This window comes from Runella sp. (assembly GCF_027484545.1).
GTDB lineage: Bacteria > Bacteroidota > Bacteroidia > Cytophagales > Spirosomataceae > Runella.
Genome location: NZ_JAIXST010000007.1, coordinates 1 through 22090 on the forward strand (window position 1 = coordinate 1; position 22090 = coordinate 22090).

Below are 22090 nucleotides of genomic sequence, written 5' to 3' on the forward strand. Positions count from 1 at the left end.
ATGGTTCGGAAAGTCTTGCTATTCTCAAAACGGTAGAAATTAACCATAAATGGCAACAGTTTTGGCAGCAAGCTGCTTAGATAACAAAATGCCACTTTTATTTACAATACCTAAAAATACATAAAATATGGAATGTATTTATGATTTATCCATTGCAGTCCGAACAATCCCACTCTAATTCACAACCACTTCTACACCAGTCATCAGAATTCTGTTGAGTTGAACACACTTGTGAAGGGTGGTGAACCGTACATTTTAACTCATTTATGACCTTGGTAGTGGCCTCACAGCCCAATCTCTCCTACAAATAAAAAGTTGAGGGTGAAAAACACCCTCAACAGCATTAAAAACCTTACTCCCTAAAATTTAACACTCACACTTTTACCCGCATAAACCCCCTGCGGCAAGTCTACCACCAATAAGGTCGTATTTTGTTTGCTGTCCGGTACGGAAAAATAGCCTTCTCCTTTGGCGGTGTAAATGCCCGGCACAGTGAGGGTCATGCGGCTCAATTTTCGGGAAGGGTCGGCGAGGGTGAGTTCTTTCAGTCGATTGCCGTTCATTTTTAGCATTGCCATGCCTTGGCTGTCCATTCGTAGTTTGGCACCTTTGGCGATTTCCACTTCGCCGTTCTTATAAAAAGCCAGTTGAATGATTCCTAAGTTGGCGTGTTTTACGGCCTGTAAATCAGGGGTGTTGGAAAGGATTTCGATGGAACGGTTCGCGCTGCCGGCCAGTTGCTGCTCCGACACATTGGGCACGACAATGTATTGGTAAGACGCGCCGTTAGGCTTATTTCCGTGATTGAACCATAGGGTAAACACATCCTCTTTGACTACTTCGGTGCTGATGTTTTTCTGGTCCGTAATGTCCGACCAACGCCCCGTTTCTACCTGATTGGACAGGTTGATGGTGGTGGGTTCTGGGAAAATGTACCCTATTTTGTCGTGGTATACCCATTTCACCTTTTCGGCCACTCGGTTGCCTTGCGGGAGGGTCTTTTTCGTGCCGTCCTGCATGACGGTTACGTCGCTTCGCATCAACACCTGATTGATGGTCGTGGCGACGGGCAGATCGGGCTTGGATTTGATGTCGGTGCCCAGACACACGTATTCTTCGTCAAAAAAGAACCACGATTTTTTGGCTTCGGTCATATCGTGCGGACTTTTGAAATCAAAGGCTACGGCTCCGTATAAACCATCGGTCACTGCTCCCACAAAGCCCGTCAAGCCTTCTTTTTGAATGTCTTCCGGACCGTACAATTTGGGCTTTTGCATGATGGTTGTTCCCGCTATTTTTTGCCAGTCGTACACCGCCCAAATGTTGTGGTATTCGTCGCCCTTGAGCATCAGGTAGTTGGTCCCGTCGGCGCGGTGGTGGGTGGTTTTGCCCGGGCCGTTGTAGGGTTCTTCCATGTTGCGGTTGCGGGTAGAAAACATCCGAACAGTGGTGTAAAACCCGGGCCGCTGAAACACAAAATGTTCGGTTTGCCAGAAGAATTTTGCAAACGATTGCGAAGGCTTTGCTTCTCCTTTTCGGAGTCGGATAATCTCTTCCAACTCCTTTTTACGGTAATCGGTACTGATCAATACTCGCTCAATTTCGAGGGTGCTTTGCGGCTGAAAACCATTGACTTTCTGTGAAATACTGCGATTTTTTACGCTGATGTCTTCGTAGACTCCATACACCATTTGTTTGTAAATTCCGTCTAAATAATAGTCTACCAGTTGGTTTATTTTTTCTTTGGAAAACGCGTACTTGGTGCCGGCTACATAGAATGACCATTCGCCGTACGCATTAGCGTATTTGCCGTATCCGTACGAGGAAGTATTGTTGACGCGGTCTACTCGGTGGTGAAAACTGTAATCGTGCTGAATGCCGCGTTCACCCGTCGCAAATTTCATTTCCCCTTCAATGATCTTGATGATGTTGTCAAACTCTTTGGCATCGCCCCGAAAGAGTAAATTTTTGGCCAAAATCCCCGCAATCACGATTCGGTCGCCGCTTTGGCGGGCACCCGACGCGCTCATATTGGCGCGGCCGATCATGGGTTGGGCTTTTTCGACCAAGTCTTTGGGCAGTTCATCCCCGATGACCAGCATCAGATTTCCTAAATTGGTGGGTGTCGTGATTTGATTGTCGTGCCAGTTGTCGCCCACAAAATCATATTTTACCCAGTATTCCAACCCTTTCGTTATCAGGTCTTTTACTTTTTTGTTTTGATAAAAAGCGGAGGTTTTGGTTTTATAGGCCTTGGCCAAATACACCAAATCGCGGGTGTGGCCTCCGTGCGGAAAGCTCGCGGTTCGGCTGAGGTCTTCGTAGTTTATTCCCTGAAAACTGCCGTCGTCGTTCATATTGGCGATGATGGCTTCCACGGCCTTGTCGCCGACGTTGGAACTCATCAATTCCGTCATGATTCTTCCTTTTATTATTTCTAAATCCTTGGTTTGGGCGGTGCAGAAAAAGGAAAACATTCCGCAGAGCAAGAGCGCTAACGACGCGTTAATTATTCGTTTCATGAGGGATAGATTAGGAGTGACTCAGTTTTGTAGGTAGTGAACTCTTGCATTATTGTGCAAAGAAATCACAAGTAAGTAATGGGTAAGTTAAACGGGAAATCAATTACAACTCCCGAATGCGGATGTTGCGAAAAGTGGCTTCATCGCCGTGGTCTTGGAGTAAAATATAACCGGGAGCAGTTCCGAAGTCTTCCACGTCTTTGAATTTACTGTCTGCTTTGGCTTTTTTGAATTCGGGGCTGCCCATGGTGTATTCTACGACTTTGACGCCGTTGAGCCAGTGAATTACCTGGGTCCCTTCCACTTTGATGCGGCCTTTGTTCCACTCGCCGATGGGTTTTAACTGAAGCGAAGTGGGTGCAAATAATTCATACAATCCGGCGGTGCGACGTTTGTCGTTGGTATCGTTGGCAATGTCTTTGTTGCCGGTGTCGTCAATGAGTTGATATTCACAGCCTAAGATGGAGCTGTCGGGGTATTTTTTTGTAAAGTATTTCAAGCCCGTATTTGCTCCAGGTGCCAATTTGAATTCAAATTCTAAGTCAAATCGGGAATAGGTCTTTTTGGTAATAATATCGCCTCCGCGCACCAATTTTGCCTCTTGCCATTTGCCATTTGTATTTTTATTGACAACTAAAGTTTTGTTTTCAATCGCCCAGCCTTCTTTGGGAAATTGGTCAGATTTGGCCGAAACCCATTGGTCGGTAGAAGTTCCGTTGAAAAGCCAAACCCAGTCGGATTTTTGTTGTGTATTGAATAAGGCAAAGAAAAACAAAATGGTGGAAAAGGGGTTCATAATCAGGAAAAAAGCAGTTTATTTTCAGAACAATAAGGCCCGAAAATAGTAAAACTACTTTCCCAGAAAGTAAACATTCACTTCGGGGTGCATCGTGTACATTCGGTATTGCTTCCCGTCGTGGACCAAAATACCGCTGGATTTGTCATTGCCGATGATGGGATTCTTCTCGTATTTTTTCCAGTGAATCAAATCTTTGGAAACCGCCACGTTCATCGACCATTCGTGCCAATCTTTAAAGGCCGAAGCGTGGTAAAAACCGTAATAAAGCCCTTTGTACTTGATGACTTGATTCATGGCTACCGCAAATTGGTCGTAGGTTTCGGGGCCCATTTTCAAAACGGGTTCATCCTGTACATTGGTCCAGATGTTGAGGTCTTTGGAAGTAGCTAACCAAACGCCTAAGTCGCCGCGCTCGTAAAAAAGATACCAGATGCCTTTTTCTTTCCAAATGGCCGGTGTACCATACGCCCCTTTTGAGATGGGTTGACCGTTGGTCATTCGTACGTCTAAGGCCCCCTGTTCTTTCCAATGAATGCGGTCAGTAGAGGTAAGCAGGTGTGCCACATCATCTTTTCCTTCGGCAAACATGTAATACGTACCGTCAGACTTAATGACTGACATGTCTTCCACCCAACCCAAGTCATAAATAGGATTTTCGGAATAACGAGCCCACGTAATACCGTCGGAAGAAGTGGCATAGCCTAAATGCATCACTGCATTTTTCTCCTTTTTGTAGCCCGTATACCATAGATGATAAGTATTTCCTTCTCGCAGAATATAGCCGCGTTCCCTGATTTTTTCGTCCCAATTCCCCGCTTTGCCTGTTCCCGAAAAAATAGGGTTTTGACCGTAGGGTTTGAAATTGACGATTTCGGTCGGAAATTCATTCGATGCGTTTGCGCTATTGGTGGTGTTTTCACCGCCAACATTCTCAGGCGAATGAAAGAAGGAGTTGATGGTGAAAAACACCATCAACGGCAGTAGCGACTTTAGTGAAAGTAGATTCATACTCATTTGCTCATTATTTTATCGCGGGCCGCCTTGAATTCAGAGCCTTTTTTCCATCCCGGAAAGGTACTTTCGTTGCTGATGCGATGCCCTACTTCGTACAGCAGTTTCATGTCTTCGACGATTCCTGTCAAATCCCAGCTCGAATTGTATTCGTCGGTAGGCATGTGGTAGCGGTAGAGATTGAACTGTTCTTTTTGAGCTTTTCCCCATTCTTCGCCGTGCTCGCGGGAGATAACTCCGTTTTCAATAAATAAGGAGAGGACACCTACTTTAGCAAAATTGAAATGGTCGGAGCGGAAATACCAACCGCCCGAAGGATTGGGTTCTGGGCGGGTAAATCGGTCTTGTTTTTTTGCCTCAGCATCAATGTATTCGTCCAATTCAGATTGCCCTTTACCAACGATGACCACGTCTTTCGTGCGGCCAAAAGGCTGTAACACGTCCATGTTGATATCGGCTACGGTTTTGTCTAACGGATAGACGGGATGGGTACAGTAATATTCGGAACCCAATAGCCCCTGCTCTTCGGCTGTTACGACCAAAAAGACGACGGAGCGGGCGGGTTTCTTTTTCAGTTTGGTAAACGCCATGGCAATTTCCATCAACGCGGCTGTTCCTGAAGCATCGTCGGCGGCTCCGTTGTAGATGGAATCTCCTTTGATGGCTTCGCCTTTGCCGAAATGATCCCAATGGGAAGTGTAGACCACGTATTCGTTGGCGCGCGTCGTGCCCGGCAGCAATGCGATGACATTGTGTGAAGTGGATTTCTTGATTTGGTTATCAATGACCAACGATGTTTTTACGCCCAACGGAACGGGCTTGAAACCTTTTTTACTTGCTTCGTGCATCACATCAGGCTGTACACCTGCAATTTTAAAGAGTTTTTTGGCCGATTCAAGTGTGATCCAGCCTTCCATGGCGGCGCGTGAACGGTTGTCGTCGGCGGCTTGCAGGTATAATTTTGATTTGGACCAACCGCTCCGCACCACCGACCAGCCATAACTTGCCGGGCCGGTATCGTGAATAATGAGCACACCGGCAGCACCTTGCCGAGCGGCTTCTTCAAACTTATACGTCCAGCGGCCGTAATAGGTCATGGTGTTGCCTTTGAACAGGTTGTCGTCCACAATGCCCGGGTCGTTGACCAATACCAGTACGGTTTTGCCTTTTACGTCGAGACCGGCGTAGTCATTCCAGCCGTATTCAGGTGCTACAATGCCGTAGCCGGCAAACACCATTTCGGAGTTGTCGACCTTGACTTGGTCCTGCACGCGGCGCGTGGCGGCTACGAAATCGGTGAGGTAATTGAGGGATATTTCACCGTCTTTGCCTTTCATGACCAACGGTCCGGCAGGCTTAGACATAATATCCACCATCGGTACGTCCTGAAAGTAGCTTTTGCCGTTGCCGGGTTTCAGTCCCAACTTTTCAAATTCGGTTTTTAAGTAGTTGATGGTCTTAGTTTCGCCGGGGCTGAACGGCTTGCGGCCTTCAAATTCATCGGAGGCCAATACCTTGATATATTTGTCAAACGCCTTACCATTAATGGCCGAATCGTCGGCTTTGTAGCTTAGAAAAAAGGCGGTGCTGAGTAGGATAAATGCGGAAATCAACTTGTGGTTCATGTGATGATTTGGGATTCAGTGAATCATCAAAGATAGAGATAGAAGGGGTATAAATTCAAGGAGAGAGGGGATTTTAATGGGAGGGGTATAACAGAGTAGTGCCATTGGCAGTGAGGAGCGCTGCTGACCTGTTTTTAGCTTCAATGACTCAGACAAACTCTACAATTCTTCGGCAGACTTGCTCTAAATCCCTACCTTTGTAGGACATATAACACTTTAATAAAAGAACTGAAAATAATTATTGATATATACAGGGAGCTGATTAATAGGATTGGCAAAGGTGGTATTCCCATTGACCTACGATTGAAATCTATTGTAGGAACTGTACAGGACGACCCATTTGATACTTGGATTGAGCTTGAAATTAAAAAAGCTTTACCTACTAATTTTGAAATTTATCATTCCGGTGCATTGACAACGCCTGACATTATTATTCGGGACAAAACAGACGGAACAACTGTTGGATTAGAAATTAAAAAGCTGATTCAAAAACAAAACGGAAGCGATTCAAGAGGGTTGACCATTGACTACAATAGCTGTTTGCCTTGTGGCTCAACAATGATTAAAGTTGGTATTGAGACTATTATTATACCTTGTTTCTATCTATTTGCATTACTTGATACAACAAGTAAAAATATTGTAATACTCATTTTATTAGACGGTGATTTTCTGAATTATGACTTTGAGCTACACAAAGAATCAAAGTATTCAAACTACACAGAATATAATCACGGCCCGTATGGCGAAGGATCAATAAGACATCGCAAGATGTACACCTACCCTAATCCGCTCAATTCAAAAATCAGCAAGTTTCATATGCGACAGATTATTGTCGCTAAAAAGGCGGACTTTGAAAAAATAAAGGATATCAAAAACATCACGGAACAGATTGTAAGAACTGATAAATATGGAAATTCGTTTTTCTACTATCTGAAAGATGAAACAAGAAACGCTGTATCTTCTCTTGATACTTTAACAAACCTTGAAGGGGTCTTCGACTTATGCAAAGAGCGTCAACCTAAGGAAAGAGTTGCAGCTATACCTGTTTTACCACCTCTAAAACCAAGCAACAATGTTTAGCATCGGAGTGGAAAATAAAACAGATTATACATTTCTTGGATTATTTGCAGGAGCAGTTGGGCTTGACCTCGGCTTTGAACTTGCAGGTTTTCAACATACGGAATCAAACGAAATACTCGACTATGCAGTGGAAACATTGCGGATGAATAGACCCAATTGGGAAATTGTACACGGTGATGTGAGAGATTATAACCCATCATTTAGAAAAGGACTTGACGTTTTACTGGCGGGTTTTCCGTGTCAAGGTTTTTCACTTGGGGGCAATAGAAATGAGACTGACGAACGCAATACCTTATATCGTGAAGTTGTCCGTATTGCAAATCATATGCAGCCGAGAGTGATTGTGATGGAGAATGTTTTGAACTTGCGGACAATGACACATCCTGAAACCGGGAAGCCCTTTGCACAGCAAATTTCAGATGAATTGGCTGCAATAGGTTATACAACCATTTTTGACTTTTTCAGAGTTTCACAGCACGGTGTTCCCCAAACAAGACGCAGGTTTATTTTTATTGCTTATAAAGCAGATACTTTAAAACATTTTAAGTTCCCTAAGCCACAATCTAAAGAAACTTCTATTAAAGATTTTTTATACGACTTAGGGCAGGATTTATCCATTAGTTTGCCCAATCACGATCCTTCTTGGGGGTTTAAAAGTTATGCACATACGGAAACTGATGAACCGTTTGATAGTTCTGAAAAGGCTATTCCGGTTCGTTTTAGCAGAACCGCCTCTGAAGGTAATCCAGTAAGAGATTTTGATTCTCCTTTTCCAGCGGTTGATACTGCAACAGTTTGGGGTTGGGGCAAGGGCAACGTTATTGCAGAACGAATAACGAAAGACAGGGAAGGCGCAATGTATGTTCGCAATCCTGATAGCGAGGCCAAACTTTGGCGTATCAAGGCAAGTAAGTTGAGACCATTTACAGCAAGAGAATATGCAAGACTTCAAACCTTTCCCGACGACTGGATTTTTTATGGAAACAACAAACGAGAATTACAACTTCAAATTGGCAATGCTGTTCCTGTAATTTTTGCCGAAAAAATCGCGTTAAAAGTTCGGGAAGCATTAGAGTTTTTGGATGGTAGAACGCAGGAAATAGTATTTGAAGTTGGTGAACAAACGAAGTTATTTTAAGCGACACAACAAAAGGCTCCTATATTTCCATTCTGTCGCAGGCGAAAGCTCTAAACAATAATTTTTTCAGCATTGCAGGTGTAAACATCTTCAATGTCTCAATTCAAAACAAAATTGATCGACATCGTGGTTTGAAAACGGACAGGTTTGCCCCATTTAAAAGCGGGGTGCCAGTTGTTCATTAATTTTACTTAGCGCACCGCCTCTTCGTCGCACCCGCTTCCAATGCCTTTGGCCGTTTTTACTGTTTCGGGGATGACTTTGCCTTTTTCATTAACCACCAACGATACCCACACTTTGCCGCTTACTTTTTGAGAAACGGCTTTATCAGGGTATTTCATATTGTTGCTGATGACGGATCCTATCCCTTTTCAAACCTGTTGCAAAGGTAGCAACCTAATCTACGTGCGGAGCAATAAAACCCGCTATCATACTATCCTGAAAGATAGTGCAGCTGTCTATAAGTTCTCTGGCCTTGTGGATGAAAGGAGAGTCGGGATAGTCGCTTGCTTTTTTAAATAATTCAGCGGCTTTCCGAAAGTCCAATTCGCGGAATCGTTGGTTGGCGCTCTGCCAGGAGTTTTCTATCAGTTTATGCCGAATAGTGCTGTCCTGAGGATTTGTATCAAGAATTTTCTCGTAAATCACTAAGGCAATTTTTAGAGAATTGGGGTCTTTTGCAACCTCCTCAAGGGCTTTCAAATGCCCTATGCATCGGTCACAGTTCGCTATTTGATCAATCAAATAGTCATCGGCTTCCTTTCTGGGCAATTGTTTTGCTTTTTCATAACTTGCCTTAGCCTGTTCGTATTTTCCTTCTTTGTATAGCTTATCGGCTTGTGCTTTATGATTTTCTTCCGTTGTTGGAGCGGAAGTTTGTGCATGTAAAGAGCTAATTTGCAGGCTGATAATCAGCATGAGTAGGGTAGCGAAATGTATCATGATCTTAACAGATAATTTAGGCAAAACTACCTTGATTTTTCTAAATTTTGATACTGTCCGACTATTAGGATAAATTTTGTAAATAAAACAACATATAAATAACATAAATCAGTGCCTTTGGCTTTGTTCTCTTTATCAACCTTTCTCCTGCTAAAGGTTGTAACAATATCAATTTTAGGAAGGTTAGTGGAAATAGGAACTGTGCCTTAAAAGAACATAAATTGTAGGTCAAAAGAATAGGGCTTTTTCACTTCCCCGCCAAATGTTCATTGCGGTATTCGATGGGTGTGCAGCCTTTGATTTGGCGGAATTGCCGCGCAATGTTTTTGCTGTCGGTAAGGCCCATTTCCAGCGCAATCTCAAAAACCGTCATGTCGGTTTCGATGAGTTTTTGCGTGAACTTTTCGATGCGAAGATTGAAGATGTACTTGTAAATAGGATAGCCCGTAATGTCCTGGAAACGTTGCTCTAAAGCCCTTCTTGACAGAGGAACCTGCTTCACTACATCTTCCACCTGCAGGTTTTTATCACTATTTTGGTGAATGAATTTTAAAGAAGAAGCGATATAGCGGTCGTTGGTGGCGTAAATATCGGTGGATTGGCGCGTGACAATCTGCGTCGGTTTGACGATGATATCGTAATAATCAGCTGTGCCGTGTTCAATCATGTGGTGCAGCAACTTGGCCGCATCGTAGCCTCCTTTTTCAGTGTCCTGTCCGATGCTGGAAAGGGGAGGGTCCGAAAATTCACAAATCATTTCATCGTTGTCCACCCCCAACACCGCTACGTGTTCGGGGATGCGGATATTAGATTGCCGACAGGCTTCGGTAATGTGCTGCCCTTGGTTATCGTCGCAGGTCATGAGAGCAATGGGCTTGGGCAGGGATTTAAGCCATTGACTCAGCGGGCTGGGTTTGTAGTACCACAACTCACTCGACCGCGCCATGATGTGCTCAAAATAATGCACCTGATGCCCCGCTTTCTTGACCCGGTCTTCAAAACCGTCGGCCCGCTCGCGCGACCAAACAATGTCTTTGAAACCGTAAAAAGCAAAGTTCTTAAAACCTTTTCGGAGAAAATATTCGGCTCCCATCTTCCCCGCTTCGTAGTGGTCGCCGGTGATGTTGGGGATTTCTTTGAAACGTTCTTTAAAGTCCTGCGCAATGACGGGAATTCCCGCTTCCACGATCTTGCTGATCTTGGGATCATTGTACAATTGCCCGATGATTCCGTCGGCTTCCCACTCCAAGGCCCATTCCAAGATTCCGTCAATCCCAATCGTTTCGCGCTGAAACAACGGCATCCGACAGAAAATCCAGGGGCCGTGTTCTTTGGAATACTTGGAGATTCCTTTCAACAGGCCCTTGCTGTATTCTTCGGCAAAGTCGATGAGGAGAATGATCTTGTACATAAGTTACGGAGTTGGGTTGACTGTTATCTGTTTAACCGTTATCCGTTTATTGTCAGTAAATTAATTGGTTCTGTTTTTTACCAAATCGATTTTCTTTGATAATGGCTTATTATTAAACAGATAACAATTAACAAATAACGGTTAACTGCATCAGGCTACGCAAAAAGTTTTTTCCAGCTTTTAACGGTGGCGTTGGTTACGAGGGGTTTGGCCCAGAGTCCAATGCTCAAAATGTAGCCTAAAGTAATCATCAAAAACAACATTGCCAAGCGCAGCCCGACCAATTCGGCCAATCCGCCGATGATGAGCGGAACCACCGCGCCACCCGCAATGCCCGAACAAAGAATCCCTGAAAATGTACCATGGTGATACGGAACGGAGTTGAGGGCCAACGAAACAATGATCGACCACATGACCGAAGCGCAGAATCCGCTCAACGGAAAGGCATACAAAGCCGCTTCAACGGGGCCAAATAAACCCACCAATACCGAAATAATGGCACCGACGGTGAATAAAGTTAATACCCGACGACTATCGAAGATTTTGAGTAAAATCAATCCCAAGACACAGCCAACAGTGAGCAATCCCCAAAAATAAGAAATGACCGAGGCACCTTCGGTGGCGGGGTCTACGTTGTGGTAGGTTTGGAGAAATTTGGACGTCCAGTTGGCAATGCCCTGTTCGGTGCCCACGTAACAGAAAATTCCAATGAAGAATAAAAGTACGTAACGATTTTTGAGCAAGTCTTTGAAGGCGTTTTCGGTATCAATCTTTTCGTCTTCTTTGAGTTCTACTTCGGGGAATTTGACAAACCATATTACAACCACCATCAGAAAAGCTACGACCGCAAACACCCAATACAGCGAAACCCATTTCAGGTCGGCAGGAACAAGTTGGTTAAGCGTAGTAATAAGAGCATTGGTGTCCGACGTTCCGTGCACATTTAAAACCAAATAACTGTACAGCATCGGACTCAGAAAGGAAGCACCCCCGAAAAAAAGCTGCGCCATCACCGAGTTGAAAGCGAAATTGGCTTCGCCCCCCGCTACTCTTAGCAACGGATTAATCACCACCTGCAACATGGCCATACCGATGCCGATGATGAATAGCGAAAGCAAAGCCACTGTGAATGTAGGCATTATGGCAAACAACAATGCCCCCCCGAAAGCCATCATAAATGCCCAAAGCAGCACTTTTTTTTCTCGGTATTTTTCGACCAAAATCCCCGAAGGAATGGAAGCTACGCCATACGCCACAAAAAACGCAAAAGGCAAAAAACCCGCTAATCCAATGCTCAGTTGAAAGCTGTCGACGATGTCGGGGATAATGGGTCCCAGAATGTTGCTGAGAAAAGAAATGACGAAGAAAATGAGAAAAATGAGAATGACAATAAAGGTATTGCTTTTCATGAAGTTGGGTTTACGAGCGTCAATTTTACCACTAATCTATTAAACTTTCACCTTTAAATCTTGAGAAACTAAGGCAGCGGCACCCAGCAGCGAAATAGTATCGTCTTGGGATTGCATTATTTTAAGGAGTTTGAGCGATTGCGGATAGGCAAAATCGTTGAGTGCTTCCAACATTCCCGCTTTAAACAAAGGATAGGCTTTGGAAATGGAACCGCCTAATATAATGGCTTCGGGGTCAAATACGTACATCACGGCCTTGATAGCACATCCGATATGAACGCCGAATTCTGACCATAATCCAATGGCTTTTTTATCGCCGGCCAATGCTGCACGGCTGGCTTCCAGCGCACTGGTACCGTGTACGACATCAAAAAAGTTGCTGCAGGCGTAATATTCAAAATTGTGGTCGCGGTAGGGAAGCATTCCTATTTCTCCCGCGCCGCAGTTGTTGCCGATATACAGCTGATTGTCAATGATTATGCCTGAACCCAATCCCGTCCCGATGGTCATTCCTACTACTGAGTTATAGTTTTTGGCCACGCCGAAACGGTGTTCTCCCAACGTAAAACAATTGACATCGTTGTTGACAAAAACGGGCAAATTGAATTCTTCTTCCAAAATATCCCGTAAGGCTACTTTTTCCCAAGAAGGAATATTGGCAACGTTGTACACAATTCCCCGTTCGGTATCCACCACCGATGGTACGCCAATGCCGATACTGGTCGCGGAATAATGGGTCAGCGGTTTGATGAGGTCAATCAATTGACTTAATGTAGCTGATAACGAATCCTTTTGTTGGAGAAATATAGTTTTCTGGTGGATGATGGAACCGTTCTTTTCGATACCCGCCTTTACTTTTGTTCCTCCTAAATCTACACCTATTGTCATGGTCACTCTTTTTTCGATTTTTATTTTATACTCACCGTGCGACTGCCTTTGCCCGCAGCGTCAAAACTTTTCAGTTTAACGGTTCCCGTGACGTTGATTGGATTTTTGTATTCCGTCGATTTTTCGCTCGGTTCACTGCCGTCAGTGGTGTATCGAATGGTCAGCCCTGGGAAAGAGCTATTAGCCTTTAGTGTGCCGTTTTCAACGAGGGTACCTGGTAACGGTACTCGATAATTGTAACCGCCGTTGAGATAACTCAAGCGCGGCAACTCTTTTTGTGCCAACGTATTTACAAACACATTCCAGCCCGTTTGAATGACCTTTTCACGCGTGGCTTTGTCGGAAATGTTTTCCCACGGGCGTTCGGCGCTCCAGGCGCTTTCGGCAAATCCCATCAGTTTGGGCAAGGTGTAATATTCCATCATGTCGCGCCCTTTTACGGTTTCACTCCAGAGTTGGCATTCTACACCCATGATGTTTTTGCGTGCTTCAGGCTTAAGACGCTCTACTTTGTCAAATACCATCGGCTTGCCCATGGCCGTCGTGTAGGTGGTTTTGAACATATCGTAAGGCGCAAACGTGTAATTGTCGCGGGTGTCTACAAAACCCGCCCAGTAGAGTCCGGGCTCTTTGGGGTCGTTGTTGTAGGCCAAATCAAAGTAGAAATTGGTCACGTTACAAAGGACTACCGGATAACCTGCGTTGGCGATTTTATAGCCCATATCCGGGTCAAATACGTTGTTCCAGACGTAGGGGATGACATTTTTGCCCGCAAACTCCGGGTTAACTTTCAGCGCACCGTCTTTGTCTTTGATCATGGAAACTTCTTCCCAGCCGTGAACTTGCAGGTTGCGTTTTTTCAGGCTTGGCAGCAGTCGACGAATAAAATACGGGTGTAAGTTGTATGCGTTGCCAATGCTTGGGTCTTTTTTGAGAAGCTCCTGTGCCAAAGGCGATTTTGTCCAGGCACCGTTGGCTACTTCATCGCCGCCGATGTGAAAGAGGTCTAAGGTTAGCCCCGCTTCCTTGTACATTTTAATGATTTCGTCGGTGACTTTTTCGTAAAAATGATAGGTGGATTCCCGCGTTACGTCCACCACGTTGTCTTTGTATCCCTGCGCCGACAAATACACCGATTGGTCATTGGGGTCAATGAGTCGGTATTCGTTGGCTTCTTTTTCTTTGCCGTCTTTCATCAACCGTTCATAGCGCGCTTCCATGGCTTTGATGGCCGCGTGAGCGTGTCCGGGAAGGTTTACTTCCGGGATGATTTTGATGTGGCGTGCCGTGGCGTACTTGAGAATTTCGATAAAATCGGCTTTGGAATAAAAACCGCTGCCGTGTTTGCCTTTGTCGTACGCAACAGGCCCGGAGCCATAGCCCGGATGCAGTGCGGCATTTTTATACGAAGAAATGTGTTGACGTTGGGCACCTACCTGCGTCAGTTCGGGCAAGCCGTCAATTTCCAATCGCCAGCCTTCGTCTTCGGTGGTGTACAGCAAAAAGTGGTTTAACTTGTAAAATGCCAGGACATCTAACAAACGCAAAATGGTTTCTTTATCCTGAAAATTACGGCTCACGTCCAGCTGCATACTGCGAAAATGAAAGCGCGGCGCATCTTCGATTTGCACGTAGTCCAAACCGACAGAAGTGGATTTTTGAACAAAAGCCTTCGTTGGAATCAGCGCCGCCAGACTTTGGGTGCCGTAAAAAACCCCGGCAGCATCACTTCCGATGATGGAAACGCCTTTGTCGTCGATGGTCAGATGATACGCTTCTTTATTGATGCCGTTGACGGCGATTTTACCCGTTTGTAATGAAATCGTATTGGCCGCTGGGGCCGCATTTTTTACGGCAAACTCATTTCCTGTCAATTCTTTCAGCCGTTGGGCGAGCAGTTTGGCTTCGCTTTCAAGTCCGTTTTGGTAGTGAATAGAAGCAGCGGACGTCAACGTGAATGTGCCTTTTCCTGCGGTTACCTTCACCGGGCTGGGTATCACTTTTAATAATTGGTCTGCGTTGACCGGACTGACGCCCAAGTTTTCTTTGTATTGGTATTCGTGGGTCAAAATCGGATCTTGGTCGTTGGGGCCGCGCAGTAATTGTTCTTTTTTGGTAAAAGGCACCACTGTACAAGGGGCGAGTTGTACAATTTGACTTTCTTTTCCTTCTTTATCATAAAATACAAAGTACAGACCCAACGGCGCGTCGGTTTCTTTGACAATCCCTTCGGTGCCTTTGTAACTTACCGTGACGGAATCGCCGGGAGCCAGATGAAACCCTTTATTAGGCGTCATTTTGTACCAATCACCGTTAATATGTTCGAGTTGGGCAGGTTGAGGGGTGGAATAAGGCAGCAAAGGGCGGGGTGCCATATTGAAAAATAAAGCCCAACTGCTGTCGCCTAAGGTAAGGTTTCCGTTATTTTTTAAGTAAAATTTGGCTTCAAATACGTCAGGGGGGGCCGCAAAATTGCTGACCACTTCCCAAGAAACGGCCACCTTGGCAGCTTGGTCAAAACTCCCGGTTTCGGACGATTTACAGCCGTTAAGAACGAAAATTATCAGGAACAAAAATGTATTGTATAAAATATTACGCATAATTAATGGGGTTAAATAGCCCTAATAATACTGTGGCACGTATTAAAAATACCATCGGCTGTTGAAGTAATTTTTAACAATTCCCTAATCCAATCCTTTTGATGCTACCACAAACCAACCGACTTATTTCGCTGGACGCGCTTCGTGGGTTCACCATTGCTGCGATGCTCATGGTTAATTTTCCCGGCAGTGAAGAGCACGTCTTTTTCACGCTGCGCCATACCAAGTGGAACGGCCTTTCTTTTACGGACTTGGTTGCACCCATTTTTCTGTTTGTGGTGGGGGTTTCGATTGTTTTTGCGTATTCAAAATCACGGATTGGCGTTGCAAACGCCGGTTTCCAAAATGCTCGCGTTTGTAACGCGAGCAAGCTTTACAGAAAGATCGTTATTCGTTCGCTGAAGATTTTTGCCGTTGGAATGTTTCTGAACCTGATGCCCACGTTTGATTTCAACGATATTCGCTGGACGGGTACATTGCATCGCATCGCGTTTGTGTTTTTGGGGTGCGCTGTTTTGTTTCTAAATACAAACTGGAAACAACAGGCGTGGACTGGTGCCATAATTTTGGTGGTCTATTGGTTGGCGCTGACACTCATTCCGACACCGGGCATGGGGAAAGTGATGCTGGAGCCCGGATTCAATCTCGTGGCGTGGTTTGATACTCAGTTTTTGCCGGGTAAAATGTGGCAGGGTACGTGGGACCCGGAAAGTATCCTGAGTACGTTTCCTTCCATCGTGTCGGGGATTTCGGGAATGTTGGCGGGGCGGTTGCTGCAAAGTAAATTGACGCCCAACGAAAAAGTGAATTACCTCATGACGGCAGGCGTATTTTCGGCGGCTTTGGGTTATTTCTGGGGATTGGGTTTTCCGGTAAACGAAAATCTTTGGACAAGTTCGTTTGTGCTCGTAACCTCCGGTTTTGCGTGTCTGCTGCTCGGCGCTCTGTATTTTATGGTGGATATATTGGGGAAAACCAAAGGCACGCAGCCCGGAATTATTTTCGGTGCCAACGCCATTGCGGTGTATGTGTTGGGAGATATTTTAGCGCTTTTCTTTTATGGGGCAAAGTTTGGGGAACATTCCCTCAATGAGCATGCGGTCAATGGGTTGATAACTTTGGGCGCAACGCCCAATTTAGCCAGTCTATTGTATGCGCTGTTTTTTGTTTCGGTTAACTTTATCCCCGCGTATTTTCTGTACCGTAAAAAGATATTTATCAAATTGTAAGTGTAATTCCGATGTTTTTTATGAAAATTCTTTCCTTTTGGAATCCAGTCAGACTTGCCAAGTTCCAAAAACTTGGCAAGTCTATGATACCCTACCTTATTATCAGTCTCTTTATCTCCTCCGTTGCCTTTGCTCAAAAAGTAAGAAAGGTAAAATTTGGTCTGTTTACGGACGTTCACGTGCCTACCATGCACGACGCCAAAGAGCGTATCACCGCGTTTATGGACAGCATGAAAACGGCCAAGCCTGATTTTGTCATCGAACTCGGCGATTTTGGTACGCCTGCCCCGAAATACGCGTACGGATTCGACCTTTGGAAATCGTACCCGGGCCTCAAATACCAGGTCATCGGCAACCATGAAATGGACGGCGGTTATTCGTTGAAACAGGCGCTGGACTACCGAGGAATGCCTTCTCCGTATTATTCCTTTGAAAACAACGGCTTCTATTTCATCGTGTTGGACGGAAACGACAAAAAAACGCCCGAAGTGAAAGGCTATCAACAGTACATTGGTGAAAAGCAATTGGAGTGGCTGGAAGAGGAACTGGATAAAGCCAAAACGCCCATCATTATTTTTTCTCACCAAGGCTTGGGAAAAGACGGCGTGGACAACGCGGCCGACATTCGGGCGATGTTGGAAGTACACAATAAGAAAGCCAAAAAGAATAAAGTCATTGTCAATTTCTATGGACACATTCACTACGACCGGGCGGACGAAATTAACGGCATTTGGTACGTCTGCATCAATTCCATGTCGTACAAATGGCTGGGAGAAGAATACGGGCACGTTCGCTACAGCGAGCAAGTGGACAAAGACTTCAAATGGATAAAATACACGGCTCCCTACAAAGACCCGCTCTATACCGTTATTGAGATTTCAACCAAAGGAACCATCACGATTGCAGGGAAAAAATCGGAATGGGTTGGGCTACCTCCTGAAAAGGTAGGTTTTCCCGTACAGAACCCTGAATATGAAGTGCCCGAAATCAGAGCACGAGTCCTGAAGTTCAAGCCGTAGGGACAGCCCTATCGTCTGTCCTTAGACTAAAGGTCAGACGATAGTCAGACCGTGACTTTAAAAACCAATTCAGCTACCTCCTCAAACCCCATGCTTTAGCGTGGGGTAAAGTGACAATAAATATGAATCGGGCTTTCGCCCTGACTTTTGAGTATGAGAAAATTACAACTGATTGCCTGTATTTTTTTGGTAACATGGCTTACCAGTTTTGCCAAAACCATTGACATTTCCGACGCACGAATTTACACGTCAATTTCCGATAAGCAGGTGTTGAGACGAAGTATAGAGATACTCCAACAGGAAGTCAAAAAACGCAGTCATTTGGATTGGCCGTTGTTGGCTAAACTTCCGTCGGATGGAAAACCCTACGTAGGTATTGCGTTGGAAAGTGACCTTTCTGGGTTTTCGTTACGGGTTCGGGACGAAATTCGGAAACTGCCCGCCATCGCGGCTGAAGGGTATAAGTTGCTGGTAATCCCCGAAACCAAAGCGGTCCTTGTTGTCGGGAAAGATGCTCGGGGGATTCTGTTCGGGGTCGGTCGGTTGCTGCGGAAGATGGAAATCAGTCATACGCTGGTGGTCGTTTCGGATGACTTGGCGCTGGCCACGAGTCCGCGCTATCCTGTTCGTGGGCATCAGTTGGGTTATCGTCCCAAAACCAACGCGTATGATGCATTTACGGTAGAGCAGTTTGACCAATACATTCGGGAATTGGCGCTGTTCGGTGCCAACAGCATTGAGATCATGCCGCCTCGTACCGACGATTATGCTACAAGCCGACACATGAAATTGCCTGCTGTTAAGATGATTGCGGAGCAGGCACGGATTTGCAAAGAGTACGGGCTCGACGTGTGGATGTGGTATCCCAACATGGGTTCCAATTATACGCACCCCGATTCCATTCAAAAAGAACTGAAAGAACGAAACGAGATTTGTTCCACGGTTTCTCAGCTGGACCACGTATTTGTGCCCGGTGGTGACCCCGGCGATTTGGAGCCCGATGTACTGTTTGCCTGGTTGGAGAAAATGTCGGTAGTCTTAAAAAAGCACCACCCCAAAGCTAAAATTTGGGTCTCGCCGCAGGTCTTTCGGCCTACCAAAAAATGGTTTGATGCGTTTTACATGCACGTCAACAAAAACTATCCGTGGTTTGGCGGTGTGGTGTTTGGGCCTTGGGTTAAAATGCCCATGCAGGAGATTCGACGGGTGGTCAATGCCTCCATTCCGATTCGACATTACCCCGATATTACGCACAATTACAGTTCGCAATATCCTGTTCCGCACTGGGATTTGGCCTACGCCATGACGCTCGGGAGGGAGAGCATCAATCCGCGCCCGCACGATGAAAAAGTGATTCATAACGCTTTGGACGAATACGGAGTGGGAAGTATCAGCTATTCGGAAGGCACCAACGACGACGTTAACAAATTTGTGTGGAGTGACCAGGACTGGAACCCCGAAACGCCCGTCATTGAAACCTTACGTGATTATGCCCGTCTGTTTTTTGGACCTGACTACCAAGAGTCTGTGGCGCAGGGGCTTGTGGCTTTGGAAGATAATTTAAGAGGCCCTTTGTTGACCAACGAAGGCGTTTCGCGGACATTGATGCAATGGCAAACCATGGAAGCAGATGCGTCGCCGGAGCTTTTGCAAAATCCCCGTTTTCAGATGGGACTGATTCGGGCTTATTTTGATGCCTACACGCGCCGCCGCCTGATGTATGAAACGGAAATAGAGCAGGAAGCCAAAGATATGCTAATAAGAGTACGGTCGGGAAGTTCATTGGCAACCATTCAGCGCGCAAAATCTACGTTGGAAAACGCGTGGAAATGGCCCATTTTGCCCGATTATCGCCGAAAATGCTATACGTTAGCGGATTCTTTGTACAAAAGCATAGGAGCTCAATTGACCATGGCAAAGCACGGAGCGATGTCGGGACGGGGCAATTTTGTAGACAATATCGACATTCCTCTTAATGACGCCCCCTATCTGTTGGACCAATTGACCAAAATAGAAAAACTAAGCAGTGAATCGGAGCGATTACATAAAATTGACCAATTGCTGCGTCGTACCGATCCGGGCTTGGGTGGATTTTACGACCATTTTGGTTCATCTGAAAGCTGGCATCGTGTGATTTCAGACGTTTCTTGGGAAAAAGATCCGGGCAGTTTGCAATCGCCGCGTATTGGGTTTGGCGTAGGCTTGGTAGGAGAGGAATGGGTGGACGAAATCAAAGCTACCGGTTTTAAAGGGCAGGTCACCCCGCGCGTGTGGATGAAGCAGGCCAAAACGTTGTATGACCAACCGCTGAAAATTGCCTATACTGAATTAGACCCGCAGTCGTCGTACCGAATGAAGATTTCGTACACGGGACGTTTTCGCTCGCGCATGAAACTCACGACTGACGATGGCTTTATCATTCACGATTTTCTCCAAACGGGCGAACAACCTCTTTTTGAATTTGACGTTCCCCAAAAAGCCACTGCCGACGGTAAAGTAACCTTCATCTGGAATTGTGGTGAAGGCGAGCGAGGCTCTCAGGTAACGGAGATTTGGTTGATGAAAAAGTAAACTCTTTGTCGTCCTGATACGCCAAAAAGAGGGGATAATTCTTCGGAATTATCCCCTCTTTGATAACTCATTGTTTTTACAAATACGTAATCGGCCTTATTGCTTACAAAGTCAATGAGTTCTGTGTAAGTGCTTACTGACCAAGGAGTTGCATGGGCTGATTCTGCTATTGTAAAAACAAAGATTGTCTTAGAGTACTCCGTATTTTGGAAGAATAATTAGTAGCTTTTGGGGTACTTACCGTGTTTCAAACAGGCTGATTATTTTTGGTTCGAGGTAGCCTTCGGAACACCCCGAACAACGAGGGGCTTGGTCTTTCGGTTATACTACATTTTATTCGTCATTTCGTCTTGATTAATGGTTTAGCTTGTAGTGCTTGTATGAGTGTCAGCAAAGCTAATAGTCCATAAATAACAGAAAGTCCAATTGTCAATTTTGTGTTTTTTAAAACATAATATGAAAGTATAGGCAATACTTGTAAGGCATGCATACCAATAAAATGTGACACTCTTAAATCGCCAACTGTTTTGCTCCAACCTATGATGAACCAATTTGAATTGTCGTTTAATGCTCCTACACTATGGTTTAGTCTTGAACCCATTGCAAAACCTTCAAATGAAAATATAACGAAAATAATTATTCCTAATCTTATAGCCCAAACGTAGTAATTGGGTAATTCTGGAAATGAGTTTGTGAAAAATAGTAGTCCAACAAATGCTGTATAAAGCGTTACTAAAGTGGCTGCTAATGCCATCATTGAATATAATGCTGCATAAACAGGTGTGCTTAAATTGTAGTGTGAAAGCTGTCCTTTACTTGCTTGAAATGCGATATAAAAAATTTCAAAACCCAATAAAATAATAACAGACCAATTGAAAATTTTAATGTTAAAATTTGGTAAGTAATAGCAATACCAAGCCATAGCCCATGCAAATAGGAAGGTTGAAAAAGCGAATTTAAAAGGCTTGTACCAAGCGTTTACACTGTAAATTTTAGTATTTGTATATTTTGTAAGAATAATAAAAATAATAGATAACAATAGACAAAGCAAACCATAATAAAATAGAGTTTCATTTCTTGTTTTTAAGTTTTGAATAAATTCTATCATTTTTTTATGCTTGCTAAGTTCTTTTTAATTTTCATCATCAATTTGTCAGGCGTTACTCTTGGCAGGTTACTCAAAAACCAATTCATAAAGCCTACTATTCTTTTGTATTTGTCGCTCAAAAATAGCGCAATTCCTGCTTATGCTACAACATCCACTGACATTGGTTTGTTGGCACTCATTGCATTTATTTTACGCATGGCGTCTGTATGAAATAGCGTTTCAACTGTGAATTTCAGGTTTTAATTTGCTCAGAAATATGATCAATTAGCTTTAAAAATACATTTTTATGGAACAGATTGTTGATTCGAACACTCATTAATTTCTCAGTATTCAAATTGCTGATTTTGGATCTTAACGTATTAAGCTCATCAATAAAATAGGTTTGATCAAGGTTTGCAACTGCCTTTTTTATATCTTCTCTCCAAAAACCAAAAGCATCAATTCCGCAACAACCGGCGACACAATGTACTTCTAAGCCGCTCCAAAGTTTTATTGTCGGCTCAAGAAAGCCATCAATATCTTTTGGATTAGGTTCTTTATAGTCAAATTCAATCCAATCAATCCAAAGGTTTTCGGCAATGCTAATGTCATTTTTATTTTTCATTGAGTAGTCTTGTTTCTTAGGAATTAAAGTTAAATAAGTTGAACGTTTACATTTTGTAACTTTGTACTATGAAAACGTTTTATAATTCTGAAACAGAGCAATTAATGCAATTGCATTTTAGTCGTTTATCCGAA

The 22090-nt window shown here is 44.5% G+C and carries 18 protein-coding genes; 6 read left to right on the plus strand and 12 right to left on the minus strand.

What is annotated here, in order from left to right:
- Positions 1–359: 359 nt before the first annotated feature.
- The 4 genes from Q0081_RS00435 to Q0081_RS00450 all read right to left on the minus strand — a co-directional run bounded on the left by Q0081_RS00435 (position 360) and on the right by Q0081_RS00450 (position 5957).
- Positions 360–2522 carry a polysaccharide lyase family 8 super-sandwich domain-containing protein gene (locus tag Q0081_RS00435; protein ID WP_298348116.1) on the minus strand — a complete coding sequence of 721 codons (2163 nt, stop codon included), beginning with the start codon at positions 2520–2522 and terminating at the stop codon, positions 360–362.
- A 103-nt stretch (positions 2523–2625) separates the two neighbouring features.
- Complete coding sequence (locus tag Q0081_RS00440) at positions 2626–3318, minus strand: DUF1080 domain-containing protein (RefSeq protein WP_298348118.1); 693 nt, start codon at positions 3316–3318, stop codon at positions 2626–2628.
- A 54-nt stretch (positions 3319–3372) separates the two neighbouring features.
- Positions 3373–4329 (minus strand): glycosylase, encoded by a 957-nt coding sequence (locus Q0081_RS00445; protein ID WP_298348120.1) that lies wholly within the window; start codon positions 4327–4329, stop codon positions 3373–3375.
- 2 nt (positions 4330–4331) lie between these two features.
- Complete coding sequence (locus Q0081_RS00450) at positions 4332–5957, minus strand: M28 family metallopeptidase (RefSeq protein ID WP_298348122.1); 1626 nt, start codon at positions 5955–5957, stop codon at positions 4332–4334.
- Between the two features lie 303 nt (positions 5958–6260).
- Here Q0081_RS00450 and Q0081_RS00455 point away from each other — a divergent pair, with 303 nt between their 5' ends.
- Both Q0081_RS00455 and Q0081_RS00460 read left to right on the plus strand, forming a co-directional pair.
- Complete coding sequence (locus Q0081_RS00455) at positions 6261–7037, plus strand: hypothetical protein (RefSeq protein ID WP_298348124.1); 777 nt, start codon at positions 6261–6263, stop codon at positions 7035–7037.
- Positions 7030–8175: a DNA cytosine methyltransferase gene (locus Q0081_RS00460; RefSeq protein WP_298348125.1), complete on the plus strand. Its 1146-nt coding sequence runs from the start codon at positions 7030–7032 to the stop codon at positions 8173–8175. Before Q0081_RS00455 ends, Q0081_RS00460 begins: the two co-directional genes overlap by 8 nt.
- Positions 8176–8366: 191 nt before the next feature.
- On the opposite strand, the gene Q0081_RS00465 is transcribed toward Q0081_RS00460, so the two are convergent.
- From Q0081_RS00465 to Q0081_RS00490, 6 genes are all read right to left on the minus strand, one after another.
- Positions 8367–8516: an energy transducer TonB gene (locus Q0081_RS00465; protein WP_298348127.1), complete on the minus strand. Its 150-nt coding sequence runs from the start codon at positions 8514–8516 to the stop codon at positions 8367–8369.
- 55 nt (positions 8517–8571) lie between these two features.
- A complete protein-coding gene (locus Q0081_RS00470) occupies positions 8572–9117 on the minus strand; it encodes a hypothetical protein (RefSeq protein ID WP_298348129.1) in 546 nt (181 codons plus the stop codon).
- 247 nt (positions 9118–9364) lie between these two features.
- Positions 9365–10528 (minus strand): DNA-binding transcriptional regulator, encoded by a 1164-nt coding sequence (locus Q0081_RS00475; protein ID WP_298348131.1) that lies wholly within the window; start codon positions 10526–10528, stop codon positions 9365–9367.
- 155 nt (positions 10529–10683) lie between these two features.
- On the minus strand, positions 10684–11937 hold the full coding sequence (locus Q0081_RS00480) for a sugar MFS transporter (protein ID WP_298348133.1): 1254 nt from the start codon (positions 11935–11937) through the stop codon (positions 10684–10686).
- A gap of 39 nt (positions 11938–11976) precedes the next feature.
- On the minus strand, positions 11977–12825 hold the full coding sequence (locus Q0081_RS00485) for an ROK family protein (RefSeq protein WP_298348135.1): 849 nt from the start codon (positions 12823–12825) through the stop codon (positions 11977–11979).
- A gap of 20 nt (positions 12826–12845) precedes the next feature.
- Positions 12846–15425, minus strand: a complete 2580-nt coding sequence (locus tag Q0081_RS00490) for a family 20 glycosylhydrolase (RefSeq protein ID WP_298348137.1) — start codon at positions 15423–15425, stop codon at positions 12846–12848.
- Between the two features lie 101 nt (positions 15426–15526).
- Between Q0081_RS00490 and Q0081_RS00495 the strand changes: the two genes are divergently transcribed.
- The 3 genes from Q0081_RS00495 (at position 15527) to Q0081_RS00505 (ending at position 20244) form a co-directional block, all read left to right on the plus strand.
- Positions 15527–16654, plus strand: coding sequence for an acyltransferase family protein (locus tag Q0081_RS00495; protein WP_298348138.1), 1128 nt, complete (start codon positions 15527–15529; stop codon positions 16652–16654).
- A gap of 83 nt (positions 16655–16737) precedes the next feature.
- Positions 16738–17673 carry a metallophosphoesterase gene (locus Q0081_RS00500; protein WP_298348139.1) on the plus strand — a complete coding sequence of 312 codons (936 nt, stop codon included), beginning with the start codon at positions 16738–16740 and terminating at the stop codon, positions 17671–17673.
- Positions 17674–17826: 153 nt separating this feature from the next.
- A complete protein-coding gene (locus tag Q0081_RS00505; protein WP_298348140.1) occupies positions 17827–20244 on the plus strand; it encodes a hypothetical protein in 2418 nt (805 codons plus the stop codon).
- Between the two features lie 340 nt (positions 20245–20584).
- Here Q0081_RS00505 and Q0081_RS00510 read toward each other — a convergent pair whose 3' ends face one another.
- Positions 20585–21352 (minus strand): hypothetical protein, encoded by a 768-nt coding sequence (locus Q0081_RS00510; RefSeq protein WP_298348142.1) that lies wholly within the window; start codon positions 21350–21352, stop codon positions 20585–20587.
- Between the two features lie 6 nt (positions 21353–21358).
- Here Q0081_RS00510 and Q0081_RS00515 point away from each other — a divergent pair, with 6 nt between their 5' ends.
- Entirely contained in the window at positions 21359–21562 is a 204-nt protein-coding gene (locus Q0081_RS00515) for a hypothetical protein (protein ID WP_298348144.1), read from the plus strand.
- Between the two features lie 22 nt (positions 21563–21584).
- Here Q0081_RS00515 and Q0081_RS00520 read toward each other — a convergent pair whose 3' ends face one another.
- Positions 21585–21956 carry a DUF6331 family protein gene (locus Q0081_RS00520; RefSeq protein ID WP_298348145.1) on the minus strand — a complete coding sequence of 124 codons (372 nt, stop codon included), beginning with the start codon at positions 21954–21956 and terminating at the stop codon, positions 21585–21587.
- Between the last annotated feature and the right edge of the window lie 134 nt (positions 21957–22090).